12 protein-coding genes and 2 pseudogenes are annotated in these 17,005 nt (G+C 34.7%); 8 read left to right on the forward strand and 6 right to left on the reverse strand.

Annotated features, from left to right (window positions below):
- Window positions 1-64: 64 nt before the first annotated feature.
- Window positions 65-1,012, reverse strand: coding sequence for an IS110 family transposase (locus tag OPR57_RS03505; RefSeq protein WP_265035888.1), 948 nt, complete (start codon window positions 1,010-1,012; stop codon window positions 65-67).
- Window positions 1,013-1,270: 258 nt separating this feature from the next.
- On the opposite strand from OPR57_RS03505, the gene OPR57_RS03510 reads away from it, so the two are divergent.
- Entirely contained in the window at window positions 1,271-4,522 is a 3,252-nt protein-coding gene (locus OPR57_RS03510) for an ankyrin repeat domain-containing protein (protein WP_265037395.1), read from the forward strand.
- A 338-nt stretch (window positions 4,523-4,860) separates the two neighbouring features.
- Here the strand turns inward: OPR57_RS03510 and OPR57_RS03515 are convergent, their stop codons facing one another.
- Window positions 4,861-5,778, reverse strand: a complete 918-nt coding sequence (locus OPR57_RS03515; RefSeq protein ID WP_265037396.1) for an Rpn family recombination-promoting nuclease/putative transposase — start codon at window positions 5,776-5,778, stop codon at window positions 4,861-4,863.
- A gap of 416 nt (window positions 5,779-6,194) precedes the next feature.
- Here OPR57_RS03515 and rnhA point away from each other — a divergent pair.
- From rnhA to wmk (OPR57_RS03550), 7 genes and pseudogenes are all read left to right on the forward strand, one after another.
- A pseudogene (gene rnhA / locus OPR57_RS03520) lies at window positions 6,195-6,626 on the forward strand (ribonuclease HI); the annotation flags it as partial.
- 732 nt (window positions 6,627-7,358) lie between these two features.
- Window positions 7,359-9,152, forward strand: a complete 1,794-nt coding sequence (mutL, locus tag OPR57_RS03525) for a DNA mismatch repair endonuclease MutL (RefSeq protein ID WP_265037397.1) — start codon at window positions 7,359-7,361, stop codon at window positions 9,150-9,152.
- A gap of 68 nt (window positions 9,153-9,220) precedes the next feature.
- Window positions 9,221-10,159 (forward strand): WO male-killing family protein Wmk, encoded by a 939-nt coding sequence (wmk, locus tag OPR57_RS03530; protein WP_265037398.1) that lies wholly within the window; start codon window positions 9,221-9,223, stop codon window positions 10,157-10,159.
- 169 nt (window positions 10,160-10,328) lie between these two features.
- Window positions 10,329-10,994 (forward strand): JAB domain-containing protein, encoded by a 666-nt coding sequence (locus OPR57_RS03535; protein ID WP_265037399.1) that lies wholly within the window; start codon window positions 10,329-10,331, stop codon window positions 10,992-10,994.
- 185 nt (window positions 10,995-11,179) lie between these two features.
- Window positions 11,180-12,373: a hypothetical protein gene (locus OPR57_RS03540; protein WP_265037401.1), complete on the forward strand. Its 1,194-nt coding sequence runs from the start codon at window positions 11,180-11,182 to the stop codon at window positions 12,371-12,373.
- A gap of 100 nt (window positions 12,374-12,473) precedes the next feature.
- Window positions 12,474-13,382, forward strand: coding sequence for a WO male-killing family protein Wmk (gene wmk, locus OPR57_RS03545; RefSeq protein WP_265037403.1), 909 nt, complete (start codon window positions 12,474-12,476; stop codon window positions 13,380-13,382).
- A 47-nt stretch (window positions 13,383-13,429) separates the two neighbouring features.
- Window positions 13,430-14,407 (forward strand): WO male-killing family protein Wmk, encoded by a 978-nt coding sequence (gene wmk, locus OPR57_RS03550; RefSeq protein ID WP_265037405.1) that lies wholly within the window; start codon window positions 13,430-13,432, stop codon window positions 14,405-14,407.
- Window positions 14,408-14,446: 39 nt separating this feature from the next.
- Here the strand turns inward: wmk (OPR57_RS03550) and OPR57_RS03555 are convergent, their stop codons facing one another.
- The 4 genes and pseudogenes from OPR57_RS03555 to OPR57_RS03570 form a co-directional block, all read right to left on the reverse strand.
- The gene (locus OPR57_RS03555) at window positions 14,447-15,382 is read right to left on the reverse strand and encodes a patatin-like phospholipase family protein (RefSeq protein WP_265037407.1); all 936 of its coding nucleotides are present in this window, start codon (window positions 15,380-15,382) and stop codon (window positions 14,447-14,449) included.
- Between the two features lie 20 nt (window positions 15,383-15,402).
- Complete coding sequence (locus OPR57_RS03560; protein WP_265037409.1) at window positions 15,403-15,630, reverse strand: hypothetical protein; 228 nt, start codon at window positions 15,628-15,630, stop codon at window positions 15,403-15,405.
- A gap of 84 nt (window positions 15,631-15,714) precedes the next feature.
- Window positions 15,715-16,227, reverse strand: coding sequence for an ankyrin repeat domain-containing protein (locus OPR57_RS03565; protein ID WP_265037411.1), 513 nt, complete (start codon window positions 16,225-16,227; stop codon window positions 15,715-15,717).
- Between the two features lie 52 nt (window positions 16,228-16,279).
- Window positions 16,280-16,999 (reverse strand): annotated as a pseudogene (locus OPR57_RS03570) (phage tail protein); the annotation flags it as partial.
- Between the last annotated feature and the right edge of the window lie 6 nt (window positions 17,000-17,005).

Here is a 17,005-nt window from a genome sequence, read left to right on the forward strand (position 1 = left end):
GCGCTTTTAATGTGTGTGGACGCGCATATTCATTAACCAATTTCAGTTATTGCTATGTAAATTTTTAAATATGCAAATTAACTGCTTCTTTAAGCCTTGCATTAGCAATCACTATTATTTTACGCATTAGAGCTGTTATAGCCACCATCTTTTTCTTACCACTTTCAATAAGCTTAGAATAAAAGGCACCAAGTGCAGATTTGGACCTTGCAGCAGCCATGGCAGCTGTAAAAAGCTTTGAACGAACGTTACTTCTTCCACCTATAATCCTTCGGTAGCCAATAGCTTTACCACTTTCCTTAGGATGAGGCGCAACACCTGCAAGGCTTGCAATTTGCCTTTTATTTAAAGAACCAAGTTCCGGTATGAGACACAATAAACATTGAGAGGTTTTTCTACCTATTCCAGGGACTGTTTCAAGAATTTTTTGGCATCGTTGCAATTCAGGATTTTCATTGACTATTTTTTGTATAGCTTGATCAAGCTTTTCTACCTGGTTGTTGAGGAATTCAATAGCTTGTTGACAACTTTCCTTAATGTAATCATTTCCAGGAGTTTTTAGCCTATTCTTCTCTTGAACAAGCATTTTCGTAATATCGTCACGACGCTGACAAAGTGCAAACAAGGTGGTTTGTTCTTTTGAGATAGGTGTAAATAGCTGCAGATGTCCACAACGCTCAGAACCATATTGGGCAAGCGCTTTTGCATCAAGACTGTCGGTCTTTGCCAAAGTTCCATGAGATAGAATGAAGTTTTTAACTTGACGAGTATTAGCACGATGCACAGCAATGTTTCTATCAATAAGAAAATACAATAAGCCAAGCTCATAACCTCCTGTAGCTTCTAAAATTACCATGGAGTTGGGCAAGATATTTGAAAATTTTTGGTAGAATTGTTTCCAACCAACACAACTATTGTCAAATTTGATGACACCTTTTTGTTCATTAACTGCAGTAACAAATTCAAGTTTTCCGATATCAATGCCAATAAAATTTTGATAAGATGTAACCATAAAGAACCTCGAGAGTTTAAGTTAAAATTTAAGATTGTAAACGGGTGCATATATATGTCCCAAACAACTATTCAAACGTCTCGAAGGATAGGCTTGAGTACCTTGATATCTACGTATGTTATAATACTACCGTCTTACGGTCGCTCAAGCCTGGCGATAACCACATTTTTATAGAGTTATCTTCCTTCTTGCTTCTTTTTATATCACATTTCCAACTTACAATTTACTTGGATTCCAGGGGGACAAATTACGCAAGGTGTGTGGAAAATTGAGCCTAACAGTGATAAATGTACTATAAGGAATGTTAAGCATAATGAGTATTTGTATGCTGCTGATTATGCTAAATATGACAAAGATAGGAGAAGCGTATTTACTTGGATTCCAGGAGGTCAGGTTTCGCAAGGGATGTGGATGATTGAAGATTGTGGGTCTAATGTAAGAAAAACGAGAAATGCAGATGCTGGTTCTAGTTTAGATATAGTAAGGGTTTCAAGGCAAGCACAATTAGATCATGCATTGTTGAATGTAACAAAAGTTGGCAATATTAGTGAAGTAACAGGCCTTGTTAATCAAGGAGCTAATGTTAATACTGAAGACAGAGATGGTAATACTCCTGCACGCAATGCTGTATTAAAAGGTCACTTTGGTATATTTAAATACCTTGTTGAAAATGGCGTTAGTTTAGAGGGTAAAGATCATCGTTGTGGCCCCTCTATATGTGATGCTTCTTATAGTGGTAATTTGGATATACTAAAGTACCTTATTAGCAAATGTGTTGATATTAATGATACTGATAAAAATGGTTGGACACCGCTACATTTTGCTGCATGGAGAGGCTTCTTAGAAGTTGCTAACTTTTTAATAGAAAAGGGTGCTGATATTAACGCTGAGAACATTTTTGGCAGAAAACCTATACACATTGCCGCTGAAAACAATAACAAAGACATTATAGATTTTTTTCTCAGCAAAGGAATGAGTATTGATGATACTGATAGAGATGGTCGGACGTTACTATACTTGGCCTCTTGGAATGGTCGTTTAGACATAGTAAAGTACCTTGTAGATAAGGGAGCTGACGTTCATACTCAAGACAAAGGTGGTAAAACATTGCTGGATATTGCTACTGATCAAAAACACAATAATATTGTAGAGTATTTAAAACACGTGCAATTAGATAAAGAATTATTGATTGCAGCACAATATGGAAATCTTAGCAAAGTTGAAGATCTTGTAAGTCAAGGAGCTAGCTTAAGTGCTAAGTATAGCGATGGCCGAACTCTTATGCATTGTGCTGCTTATGGGGGCGAGCTAAATGTAGTAAAATATCTTGTGGTAGGTGAAAAAAGTAGTTTAAAAATTAAAGATAATAGTGGTAGAATTCCCCTTCACTATGCTGCTTACAATGGTAAACTAGATATAGTAAAATATTTTATAGACGAAGAAAAAGTTGATGTTAATATTAAAGATCATGGTGGCTGGCTACCTCTATATTATGCTTCTTGTGGTGGTTATTCTAATGTAATAAACTACCTTGGTAAAATACATAATTCAGATTTGATAGGTAACTTACAAGAAAATTCTACGTCTTTAGAAATCCCAAATAGTAATAACATTGAGGTTCAAGACAAACTTGGTAGAACACCCTTACATCTTGCTGCCAAAGCAGGTGATCTGAGCAAAATAAAACTTCTTTGTGATGATTATAATGCTAATATTGAAGCTCAAGACAATTTTGGTTATACACCAATTTTTTTCGCTACTCAATCAGGAAAATTGAATGTAGTGAGTCTCCTTCTTTATTATGGTGCTAATATTAATGCTCAAGATATGTATGGTTCTACGCCTTTACACTGTGCTGCTCAAGAAGGTAACTTAGATATGATTCAGCTTCTTCTTAGTAGATGTGCTAGGATTGAGCTTCTAGATAGGAATGGTTGGACACCTATGCTTCTTGCTGCTCAAAAAAGTAAATGGAATGCAGTAGAACTTCTCGTTAGTAAGGGTGCTAAATTTAATAATGAAATAACGTATCAGGGAACACCTTTACATTTTGCTGTTCGAGAGGGTAATTTGGATACGGTTAAATTTCTTATTGATAAAGGTGCTAATATTGAGTCTCAAGACGACTATAATAACAAACCTTTACATCTTGCTGTTAGGGTGAACAGATTGGATATAGTAAAATTTCTTCTTGATAAGCACGCTAACATTGAGGCTAGAGACATGGATGGTGATATACCTTTAGAATTGGCTATTCAAAGTGGTTACAAAGATATAGAGGAAGTTTTAAGGCAAGCACAATTAGATCTAGATAAAGAATTATTGAATGCTGCAAAAAGCGGAGACCTTGATAAAGTTAAAGAATGTATAAAACGGGGTGCTTATATTGATACTAAGAGTAGTAATGGAAGGACTTCTCTACACTGGGCTGCAGTTGAAGGTTGCTTACCCGGAGTGGAGTATCTTATAAAGAAAGTTGCTGACATTAATGCTAAGGATAACACTAGTAGGACTCCTCTACACTATGCTGCTAGAAATGGTCATTTAGATCTGGTAAAATACCTTATAGAAGAAGGTGCTGATTTTAAGGTTAAAGACAAGGATGATAAAACACCGTTGGATCTTGCTTCTTGGAAAAAACATAATGATGTTGTAAAATATTTAGAGAAAATCAAAGAAGAAAGAGACAAAACTGTTCAACGCAAACGCCGTCATCACCATGGAGATCATGCTCGTCACCATATGTCAAGAAGACCGCTTGCTATAGATTTAAGTAATCAACCTGAAATAGCAACAAGCAGTGCAATAAAACCATCTTCCTGGATAAATGATTTATTTGATTGGGTAAAAGGCTCTGTAGGTGGATTATTAAGTTCTAAACCTATATTATTTAAGGAAACATTAAGCACTTCAAGTCCAATCTCACAAGTTGATGCAAAAATGGATGTAAATGGTACAATAATGTTACTTGATGCGCTCATTAGAAAAGTTACAGGTCAGAAATATATTTCTACAGTAGATCAGCCTATATCTCCACTAGAGGCACAGGGTTATGCATTGAATATTGCAAAGAGATTTGAGAAAGTGGTAGAGCAAGCTGCAAAGGATAGCAAAATATCAATGCATCGATTAAATATTGATTTTGTGGAAATACAGAAAGAAGTTACAGGAAAAATCATGAGTGGTAAATTTAATGAGATTTCAGGGATTTTAAAATTATATATAGAGAAGGCATGTCCTGGCGAAGAAGCTGGTAAATTAAGTCCGAAGAAGTTTGACAAGTTTATGGTTCAATTTAATAGCAGGCTAAATGTTGTACTAAATCAATCAATAGAGCAGATATTACACAACAGAGATGGTAGATTAGAAGTTGATGGTACAAAAAAACAGCAGATGAGTTTAGAGCCTCAAAGTTATTTAAGTAATGCTTCAGTTCACAGCCATTCAGAAGTATCAACTTGTCTTTCTGAGATAGGAGTAACCAAGCTTGGAGGTAATCTCAATAGGTAGGTTATAATATAAGAGGTGGAGCTATAATATGCCAAATAGTGGAAAATTTAAAGTGAAGGTAGCCAAAATAATTAGGGATACCGGTAGCAAGTCTGATAGTCTTAATACCAAAATGGATGAAGTAGACATTAAATGCTAAGTGGTTAATGTGTTTTCCATATTGAACTTACAGCACGTAGCTTTGATACAGAAATTTGGGTAACGTTATGATAGTAATTTATATAATTCTTTGTGCAATCTTTATAGCTGTTTTAGACAGTTCATTAGACTCTTAATTATGGGGTATGTTTAACTTAAGAAAGGTTTTCATAAATGTTGAAGTGAATAAGTTGTAGTATTTATGTTTTTTCCCTGAGTTGTAAAATTTCAGAATGAGAGAGACCGGTAATTTGAGCTATAACATCTATAGGGACACCGGCCTTGAGTGAATTTTTTGCAACTTCAATTTTACCTTCAATTTTACCTTTTTCATCGCCGATTTGGATGCCTTCTTGTCTACCTTCTTGTCTACCTTTGTGAGTAGCATCATCAAGACGTTGTTCCAAAATAGCCTTCTCTTTCTGTACACTCAATATTCTTTCCTCATATGCGATCAAATCTTTTTCATTCCAGCGAAACCTGTCTAATTCATCATATGCTAGCTTTATTATCGGAGCTTCTGCTGCTATCTTTTTCAGATCTTCATCAGTTGTTTCCTCTGCGTATTTAAAAAAGAAACACCATCTCTCTGTAGTATTCTCTAACTGCTCTACTCTATTTTTTGTAAATTTAGGCAACTCAATAAAGATAAATTGTAGATCTTTTAAGTAATGACCATTGGTTTTGATATCACGTATATTATGAGTAGAAATATAGTCAACTTCTTCAGGCAGAAGGTTACAATTGGAAATAGCAATAAAGAAGACTTTCTGAAGATCAATATAATTACCAGATTTATCTAATTGTCTTGAGTAAGCCTTAGCAGCATAAAGTTGAGCGCGTTTTTCAAAGCCCTTATCACGAGCGAGCTGCATTTCGATGACAAATCTATTACCAATAGAGTCTTTGCAAAGAACATCAACAATGCTTTGTTTGTCAGAAGCAATTTCAGGATCCATGATAGTACTAAGGAATTCAATTTCCATTATTTGATCAGAAGTAGAAAAGTCCAAGATATCGTTGAGGAAGTGAATGAGGATATTTTTATTCTTTTCAGAGCCAAATATTTTCTTAAAACTAAGGTCGTTTTTTGGATCAAGAAATTTCGAAAGAGCCATGACGAATTAACCTAAAAAGCATTGATAATTATACACAATTCTGAAGAAATATTCAACGTTTTTGTGCTAAAGTCTATTAAAGTTAGCTAAATTTCAAGAGTTGGCAAAAAACTACCTTCATAAATGACCCTAGAATGCTACCACGCACCTTAATGTTATATTTTATCATCTTTTACAACTCCCTCTATAAACCCCAGCAAATGAATTCATGAGCTATAAAGAGCTTTAAAAACAATTATTTTGGGTATGAAAGACTAACCTCCTAATAAAAATACGAGCCTAAAAGCTCAATTACGATTTACCTAACATCGTGAGGACAGATTCATTAGCCTCCCACACCTTTACATGATAAAGATCTTGAAACTTAATGTCAACATTTCAGTAGCAAATTTATGTTAAATCTATATCCTGTCAATATGGACAAAAAGAAGGTTACAATATATACAGATGGAGCATGTTCCGGAAATCCAGGTCCTGGTGGATGGTCAGCTGTGATAATGTATGAAAATAAAAGTGTCTTTATCAAAAAACGTATCTCTGGAGGTGAAGAAAACACAACGAACAACAAGATGGAGTTAAAGGCCGTGATTAACGGGCTAAAGATGTTGAAAGTTTCTTGCAAAGTTGTTTTACACGCTGATAGTCAGTATATTAAACAAGGTATAACAGAGTGGATCAATAAGTGGAGAACAAATGGTTGGAAGACAGCCAATAAAAAATCAGTAAAAAACGTTGAGTTATGGAAGGAATTGGATGAAATTGTCTTGCAGCATGATATTAACTGGAAGTGGGTTAAGGCTCACAGTGGTAATACCTATAATGAAGAGGCAGATAGACTTGCTAGAAAGGAATCTAAAAAGCTAAAATATAGAGATTGTGAGATCAAGAAATCACAAAAAAATAGAGGGAGCTCTAAGTTTCATAGATTGGAGGGAGTGTTATGGGTGCGCCAAGAAAAGCGTTTAGAAGACAGTTGGTGAAAATCCAACCTAGGCAAAGTCTAACCAGCAGCCTAGAACAGACCATTATGCTGCGTAAGGTAACGAGCGTAGTAAAGCTAATGGAATGGACAACACAGGGTACAACGCAAGTGAAGGTATTGAGTTCCTAAATTTCCGATATCATAGAGGTCGACACTTTCCATAAGGTGGAAGACAGCATGAAGGGTAACGATAAGGTAAGTTACCACTCACTCTATCGGGATCGAAGGCCGTGTCATGTGTTGAGATGGATTCTAAATGAACTTGGGAGATCCTTTGAATTCCTACTAAGGTATGTTGGAACAAGTCAACAAAGGCGAGAACTAACGGAAGAGGCAAAGGAAGTCGGACTGATTGATAGTACTCAGAGCGTGGGAAAGCCACGTACAAGGGAAAGCGATCAGCGGTTTAGTAACTGGTTTAGGGATTGTTACACCAATACAACAGAGGTTGGAATATGACGCAAGGAAAACTAAATCAGATAGCAGTAATCAAAGATGCTGTGAATGCTACACTGAAGAGCCGTATGCGGGAAGTTCGCAAGTACGGTTCTGTTGGGGGGATCATAGCAGTTAAACCTAATAGGGGGATTTAACAGTTATGATCTCTACCAGACCAATAATTCTTTTAGACACAAAAACTATAAATCGTATAGCAGCGGGAGAGGTAATAGAGAGGCCAGCAAGTGTAGTAAAGGAATTAGTAGAAAATGCAATAGATGCTGGAAGTTCAGAGATAGAGATCAAAATAGAAAGTGGTGGGCGCAATCTTATAACTGTGACAGATAATGGAAATGGAATAGAAAAGGACGACTTAGACCTAGCATTTATGAGGCATGCCACTTCAAAATTAAGCGATAGTGAGTTAATAGAAATCAAGCACCTTGGGTTTAGGGAAGAAGCTTTACCTTCAATTGCAGCAGTAAGCAGAATGAAATTATCGTCTAAGGCAAGTGGAGCAAAGGAAGCATGGTCTATAAGGTATGAGGGAGGAGAAAAAATAAGAGAGATTACACCTTGTTCTTTGCTACAGGGTACATATATTGAAGTTCGTGACTTATTTTTTGCCACTCCAAATAGATTAAAATTTCTAAAAACCGAGAGGGCAGAAACACAAAGCATTGTTGATATTGTAAATAACTTAGCAATGATTAACTATAGTATTGGGTTTACTCTCACTTCCGGTAATAAAAAGCTCTTAAAATATGTTAAGCAAACTTCATTATTTAACAGATTATGTGAAGTAGAAGAAGAATTTCAGAGCAATTCGCTGGAAGTAAAAGAGGAAGAGGAAGGCATCAAACTTACGGGACACATCTGTAAACCAACTATCAATCGAGGCAATTCAACTCAGATCTATACGTTTGTTAATAGAAGGCCAATAAAAGACAATCTACTTGTTGGTGCAATTCGATACGCATATCAAGATTTGATTCCAGTTGGGAGGTATCCTTTTGCAGCGCTGCACTTAGAGATACCATACGATCAAGTAGATGTAAATGTGCATCCAAATAAATCAGAGGTAAGGTTTCAGAACAAGAGACTAGTATATGAAATAGTGAGAAGAGGAATAATAAAAACACTATCAACGAGGTTTGCAGCGAGTGGTCAAAGTATTGAGGAGTTTGATAGCCAAGAGCCGGTTAATAGCAAAGAGAAAAAAAATCAAAAAGAGTTTTATGAAAAGAGACCAAGTCTTTTAGAAAATCGTCTAATGAAAGAATTCAATGCACCAGATGAAAGAAGGCGAAGCTTACCAGAAACGTTTAAATATGGAGAATCTCCACCCCAAAAGGGAACGATGGTTTTAGAAAGAAAGCAAATTGATTTAATAGAGGATCATCCTCTGGGATATGCACGCTGTCAGGTCTACAATACTTACATTATTGCTGAGGCTGGAGATAGGCTGATTATAGTAGATCAACATGCAGCCTATGAGAGGTTGATCTACGAGTGCTTAAAGCAAAAATCAAGCATAAAAAGACAAAAACTTCTCCTTCCTGAAATAGTTGAGATTAAAAACCAAGCAGGGATGGAGATGGTTGAAACTTATAAAGATAAGCTTTTTGAAATGGGTTTTGGTATTGAAATAGAATCAGAAGATAAAATAATGGTGAAAGAAATACCTTCAATCTTGGGAACAATAGGTATAAAAGAGATGCTAGTTGATATAGTAGATAAGTTAACGGAAATGGAAGATACGTTGCCAATAGAGGATAAGGTGAATAAAATATCAGCCACAATCGCTTGCCATGGAGCAGGAAGAAAAATGAAATTGGAAGAGATGAATGAGATACTAAGACAAATTGAGAAAACTCCATATTCTGGTCATGAAAGACCAATTTATATAGAAATGAAACTAAGTGATATAGAAAAATTGTTTGAAAGGAGATGAGTTCAGTTTGTCAAAAAGGTTCCCAATTAGGTATACGTGATAGCTCTTCTGGTTATGGAGTATAAAATGTGAAAAAAGAGAATAAATGCTCTAATTTTTTAGATTACAAAGTAATAGGACAGGAAGTAAGAAATTGTAGATTAGCAGAGGGATATACTCAAAAAGATTTAGCAAAAAAAATCGGAACAACATATCAGGTAATACTGCAATATGAAAAAGGAACGCGCAGAATTTCAATTAAGAAGTTATATGAATTAGCAGAAGCATTATCAACAACTGCTAGAGATCTAGCTTGCGGACAAGAAGTACCAAATGAGGAAAGGTATGAGGAAGAAGAGATATTAAATCTAGTAAGAAGACATAAAGAGATTAAGGACCAAGAATTACGAGAAACGTTTTATTTATTAACTAAATTCATCCGTATTAGTGAGGAAGAAAGTGGAAAGGCGGTAAAAATAGAAGTAGCAAAGGGTTTAGTTAAGGAAGGAGTTTCTACTCATGTTATCTCTCGAACAACTAATTTATCTATTGGTGAATATGATAATGATGAAAAAAAAATTTCTATTCCGTATAAAGTAGGTCGAAGAATAAAAGAATGGAGGTTGAGAAGAGGATACACTCAAGAAGATTTAGCAAGTAAGGTGGGCATAATAAATCAAAGAATATATGAATATGAACAAGGACGAGCTGGTGTTTCGCTTGAAATGTTAGATGAAATAGCAAAGGTACTATCAATTAGTGTTATAGATCTACTTCCAGAAACGACAGAAAATGAGAATAGTGAAGCAGAGCTATCAAAGTTAATAGAAGAATACAAAAAGATCAAAAGCCAAGAACTACGTCATGTACTAATAAAATCTCTGTTTGAAAGCATACAAGTTTGCAAAGAGAAAGTGAAGAAAGTAGAAAAGATGAAAATTGCAAAGAATTTAGTTAAGGAAGGAATTTCTATCAATATTATTTTAAAAACAGTAGGCATCTCTTTAGACGAAATTCAACAAATTTAAAATAAAAAATCAGCACTTATTAATATCTTTACTATTTCATAAAAAAATAAATAAAAAGGATTTAAAAATTGATTTGACTTCACTCAAAAGCTATGGCTTTATGCCAATGCTGACAAAAAACAGCAGTAAATATATAAAAACATTTTGTTATTAGTGAAGGGTAATTTTTATGAATAATAAGAAAGATCGTAGAGAAGAAATAGAATTCAGAGCATTAGAAAGCAACGGTAAAGCTCTACTTGATCGTGAAGTAATAGAAATGTTTCTAAGTGCAGTGCATGACAGGGAAGAAGCTCGAATTATTGCTAGAAAGCTAATAGATAGTTTTGGAATAGGAGGAGTTTTAGGCCAGGAAATAGATGACTTGAAAACTATAGAAGGGATAACTGACTCTACAGTAGCAGTAATTTTATGCCTAAGGGAAGCTGCAAAGAGGGTACCAAGAGAAGAGTTAAAGAAAGGACCTGTAATGGATAACTTGGAAACCATCGTAAAATATTTAAGGGTGAGTATTGGTTATTCAGAGGAGGAAAAGATGAAAATAATATATTTTGATCAAAAGTGCCGTTTAAAGGGGGAAGAAGTGTTCACTGGTACAGTGGATAAGGTACCTTTTTACATAAGAGAAGTAACAAGAAAGGCATTAATAAGAAAAGCGACGTCAATAATAATATCGCATAACCACCCAGAAGGAAGGTTAAAGCCATCTGATGAGGATGAAGCTGTAACTAAAGACTTGGCTAAAGCTTGTCAGACTATAGGGATTAGGTTAATGGATCACATTATCATCACAAGTGTTGGATATTTTAGTTTTAAAGAGCAAGGACTGTTATAAAGCAGATGTTTGAAGTAGATGAAGAGTCTTACTTTTCATGAGTTGTTTAACTACTTGAATGAAAAAGTATTTGCAAGTACATTAATTATCTCTTATAATTAATGAGAAAGTATACATCAAGCTAATAATAAAGTAATAAAGTCGGTTGTAGACTTAGTAAAGTATATTTAATAGCGGAGGCTAATATGGGTAATAAAATAATTGTACCTTTTGATGATCAAGAAGGAAGTACTTACGAGTTAAACATTGATCTTGATAGATTATCAAAAGGTGAGATGTTAAATGCGATTATAGGAATTGGTCGTACTAAGGAGCAATCCACCTTTGTAAGCAAAATTAATAAGGCTAAAAAGCCTGAAGAAATAGCACCTTTCCCTGGTAGAGAAGTTCGCGAAAACAAAATCAACTATGGGAAAGGATTTGACTATGTTTATGGCACAAAACCTGTAAGTGATCAAGAAGATAAAAATCCATTTGCTTCAGCTTTGAAAAAAATAAAGCCAAGTGCAGGTGAAAGTGAAACTTTGAGCTGGTTTAAAAGTGAAGTGGTAGAGGCAAATAATGTAAATGAATTGCACAAAGTTATAGACAAAGTACTAGCTTCTGGAGGAAGGCTAAATGCATGTAATGATGGAGAGTGGAGCTTCGCAGAATATGTGATACTGGGCACACATTTTCATAAATTTGATAAGGCTGACCGTAAAAAGCTAATACGTAAATTAATGCTAAACGGTGCAGAGTTTCATGATACTTTATTGGAGAATAAATTGATAGGTGAAATCTATAATGAGCTACAACCAGAAGTTCAGCCACAGATAGATGAGAGACTAGAAGAACTAGAGAAAGCTGGCGAAAGTGCTGTGCAAGAAGGAGAATTAATAGATATCGAGATAGACAATACAACATCATATATAGAATTTTCTGAGAACAGTAAAGTAGAAGTTGCCAAAATACTGAGAGAGTTAGGAAGTAACATTTTAAAAATTGGCAATAGTGAAGTTGAGATCAGAAGGGAGCAAGGAGGTGCAAGAAATTACGTTGATGTATCAGATGGTAGCTCTGTTGTGTTAGAATTTCCTACAAGCATTGGTAAGCTAAATATTATATTGTACCATGATGTAAAAAAATATGATCAAGTACAAGTGAGAGTAGAAAACAAGGAAATGTGGGCTGAGTTACAAAAAAGAGGCGAAGAAATAGGAAAAAACTGCCTTTTTGGGGGAGTGAAACTTCAAGAAGCAGTAGAGAAAGGTAATTTCACTAGATGTGGCATATGGAGTGAAAAGTATGCTATAAAAGAGATTAGCAATGATGAAGTATTGTCTTCATGGGTAAATAGAATACGTGAAGGTAGTAAAGAAACCTTTAGAGAACTTTAATGCGTCTACAGCCAACTTTAAGGTTCCAGAGGTTTTTTCTTACCGTTATACCTGGAACCTTTGAGCTATAGTAGAAAATATTATATGTATGGTTCTTTGTATGGAAAAAAGTCTAGACTATGAAGTAGGGCAAAAAGTGAAAAGTTGGAGGTTAGAGAGAGGGTATACTCAGAAGGATTTAGCGGAGAAGGTTGGTGTAAAGTACTGGGCAATACTGCAATATGAAAAAGGGAGTCGTAAAATTCCAATTAAGAAATTATATGCTATAGCAGAAGCATTATCAGTAAATGTTAAAGGTCTAGTTTGTGGAGAGACGCTACCAAATGAAAAAAGATATTTTGAAGATGAAGAAATATTAAATTTAGTAAAGGGGTATAAGGATAAAGAATTAAGTGAGGTATTTTATTTATTAACCAAATTTATTCGTTTGAGTGAGGAAAGAAGCAGAAAAGCGGTAAAAATGGAAGTAGCAAGGGGTTTGATGAAAGTAGGAGTTTCTGCTCATGTTATCTCTCGAACAACTAACTTATCTATTGGTGAGTATGAGGAGAACAAAATTCCGGTTCCATACAAAGTAGGGCAAAGGATAAAAGAGTGGAGATTGATACGAGGATATACACAAAAAGATTTAGCGAATAAAGTTGGCATAACAAATCAAGGAATATACGAGTATGAACAAGGGAGAGCTGCTGTCTCACTTGAAATGTTAGATGAAATAGCAAAGGTATTATCAATCAGTATCATAGATCTACTTCCCGAATCAGATGAGGATAGTGAAGCGGAAGAAAAGCTATCAAACTTGATAGAAGAATACAAAAAGATTGAGAGTCGGGAATTACGCGATATGCTAATCAAGTCTTTATTTGAAGGTATACATGTTTGTAGAGAAAAGGTCAGAGAGGAAAAGAAGATTGAAGTTGCAAGGAATTTAGTGAAAGAAGGAATTTCTGTTGATATTATCTTGCAAACGACAGGCTTATCAAATTATATGATTGAGAAATTTTTGTGATTTCATAAAAACTTAGCCAATAGTGGATTTTTTTTGTGATAGAATATATGTTTGCTTCTGTAGGAAAAACAGCTTTTAGAGGATTTATCTATGATAATTCAGAGCATATTGGCTCAGCAAGCTACGAGCTAGGGAAAAAAATAGAAGGTTGTAGGATAGTACAAGGGTATACTCAGGCAAAATTAGCAAGAAAAATTGGTTTAACACATAAGGAAATACATAACTTTGAACTAGGGTGCAAGGCTATTACAATCAAAGAATCGTATATAATAGCAGGAGCATTGTCAGTCAATGTTATAGATCTACTTCCAGGACCAACAGTACTAAGAGAAAACGGTTGGTACGAAGATGAGGATAAAGAAATAGTCTATCTAACAAAAATACATAGAGAAATCAAGGATCAGGAATTACGCAAGAAGCTGTATCCATTAGTAAGGTTTGTATATATTAGCGAGAAAATTAGCCAAGAAGAAGCGAAAATAGAAGTAGCAAAGAATCTAGTGAAAGAAGGAGTTTCAGTTGATATTATTTCCCAAGTGACTCGCTTATCTACTTATGAATATGATGATATAGAGAAAGAAATTTGTACTGATTCTATACTCTACAAAGTAGGGAAAAGGATAAAAGAGGAGAGATTAATACGGGAATACACTCAGGAGGACTTGGCAAATAAAATCGGTTCAACACCTAAAGAAATACACAACTATGAACGAGGATATACAGACATTCCAATTGAAATATTATATAAGATAGCAAAGACATTATCAGTTAACATTAAAGCTCTTGGACTAACAGAATATGAAAATGAGCCAGTTTTGCGGTTTGTAGATAAATGCGAAAAAATTGAGGATCAAGAATTACTGGATACGGTAGCTAGATCTTTATCTGAAGGAATGCAAACTGGTAAAGAAAAGGTTAAAAAAGCAGAGAAAATCAAGATTGCAAAAGATCTAGTTAAGGCAGGTGTTGCTATTGATATTATTGTGCGAGCAAGTGGTCTAACTGCTGATGAGTGTGAAAATTGAATTGTGTTAAACAATATATTAATATATAAGTAAAAATAGTTATATATTTAATATTTCTATACAGAATTTTTCTATCACTTTCTGATTGTCCTCTATCATTGCCTTTGCCTCCTGTTGAAGAAATTTGATATTTTTTGATGTAATGTTATCCATGTCAGCCGACGCTAGCTTCAATTGCGATTGTATTCTTACGTATCTATTGCCTATTACTTGATTCATCTGATAATTTACGCAGTCCAATCCAGAGGCAAACATCACATTTAACAAAGGTTTTATCCAGCCTATTTTTCCAAATCTCTTTGAATTGGCATACTCTATGCTTCTGTCTGTTCTTCCAGTACCTATCGATAACAGTAGAATATCATCATTTGGAAATAACCTCTTACCACTTGCATATGCACAAGCCGCTGGATTATTGGCAAATACCCCGCCATCCACTAATACCATTTCCTTTTGGTTGATTTTTAGATGTTTTGGTATGAAATAAGTAGGGGCAGCCGTTGTAGCTCTGAGTGCATCTTTTAATTTGACAAAATCTCTATCTTCTCTCCAGCTCTTAAAAAAGAAAGGATAGTTATTGTTAATATCGTAACTTGTGATTAGCAAATTACTTAATGTGTTTTTTAGAATATCCTCTCCAAAATATTTATCCAGTACAAATTCAATATTTTTATGTGGATATTGTGCACAATTAATCCAAGATAATATTGATCGCCTGAAGAACGAAGACTTGAAAATATATGCTCCGTACTCTTGGTAAAGTTCAACCAAATCATTGGCAGAGTATTGAGGATTTCCTTGTTGATCTTTTTTGCATAACCCTGCTACAACAATTCCACCGGTTGAGGTTCCTGCCATAAGATCAAAGATTTCAGCTATCGGTTTCCTTGTCCTTTGCTCTATTTCTGCGAGAATAATGGCTGGTATGATGCCTCTAATTCCACCTCCATCAACGGATAAAATATATTTAATCATTATTAATTTAGGTAAGGATATTAAGATTTAATTTTTCCGCTTAAAACCTGCAATTTAAACTCATCTAATTCTTCAGAAAGATTTTTTACCCTTTCCTCAAGTACTAACACTTTTTCCATTAAACCATATTCAATAAGTTTATCGTGAAATTGTATCCTTGAGTCTAGCTTGGATAACCACCATATCAATGCTACGGTTTGGATTAATATGGTAATAATTACCGTAATTGGGATTTTTTGCTTTTTCATGTGAAAGTATTAATCTATTATGGATGGTTTTGGGAGTTTATATAGAGATCATAAAAAACTTACAGCTTTAGTGATTTCTTTATGTTATCGGTTCTCTGCTTCTGCAAGTAGCTTTATTATTTGATCGTAGGGCTTGTCTTTGTTTTGCCTTGATTCTATTACAGCTACATCTCGAGGGTTTTTTCCACTTCTATCTCTAACGTTAGGATTTGCACCTCTTTCCAGTAAAAAACTCACTACTTCTAAGTGCCCTTCTAATGCAGCAAAATGTAATGCTGTCCATCTTTCATTTTCACCTAATGCACTAATGTCAGCTCCTTGGTATACTAAAAATTTAGTAACTTTCAAGCATCCTGAATCAGATGCATGATGTAATGCTGTTAATTTAAGAACTCGTGTGTTAACACTTAATAAATTTTCTACTGAAAACTTTACTACATCTAAGTTACAATTTTGAGAAGCAATGCGTAGTATCGTTTTATAATTACCTTCAGCTTTTGCCTTCATGTAGGAATAGGTAGCAATAATACATACTATTACTGTTATAAGCCACCAAAAATGCAGCTTGTTTTTTGTATCTTGACCCAATTTATCCATATTCAACATCTTTTTAATATTAAATAGATCATTTACTCATTTTTTATTAACATTACTTACTCAAAGATGCTGACAACATAGTAAGGTAACCTGAGCTATTTAAAGTATGCTCCGCTCTGTTAACTATCCATTCACCATCTACCGCTTGATTAAAACCTATAAGATTAAGTTTAGCTTCTGCAAATAACTCTGGATTACCAGGCATAGTTATATCTAAAGTTTCATTGTTACGCTTCAATTGTTTCAACTTGGCATTTGCTGCACTCAGCGCTGACTCTGCATTAGAGTAAAGTTCCAGCATAATATAACTTGGCTCGCTACTACCAACTGTTTCTTTAATAGTTTCGCCCTTTTCATAGCTGTGCCATTTTGCTACTACTGAATTATACTTATCACGTATGGTAAAATGCACTTTCCAATTAATTGTGTCTTGAGGTCTAATAGTCGTTGTTCCTAAAGCTTTTCCTGTGGCTGATTTTGCCATATTCTTTGAAATAAACAATATATACCCACCAGCTAATTTTGCCATTGCTTCACGCTCTGTTGCGATCTTTGTTAACAGACTTATATCACTTTCATCTGCCTGATTAATATGGGGTATCAATACATTCTTAAATTCCTCAGCAACTTTATGTCCATATCCATGTTTTTGAGCTATTTCTTTCACTAAGTTTTCTATGGTAATTTGATGCCATTCTTTTGATACCTTTGCTTTTAAAGATATTCTTAAATTTGTTGCATGAGCTTTGATTAGTAGAGTCTTAGGTGTACCATACGC

The organism is Wolbachia endosymbiont (group A) of Anomoia purmunda (assembly GCF_947251545.1).
Classification (GTDB): domain Bacteria; phylum Pseudomonadota; class Alphaproteobacteria; order Rickettsiales; family Anaplasmataceae; genus Wolbachia.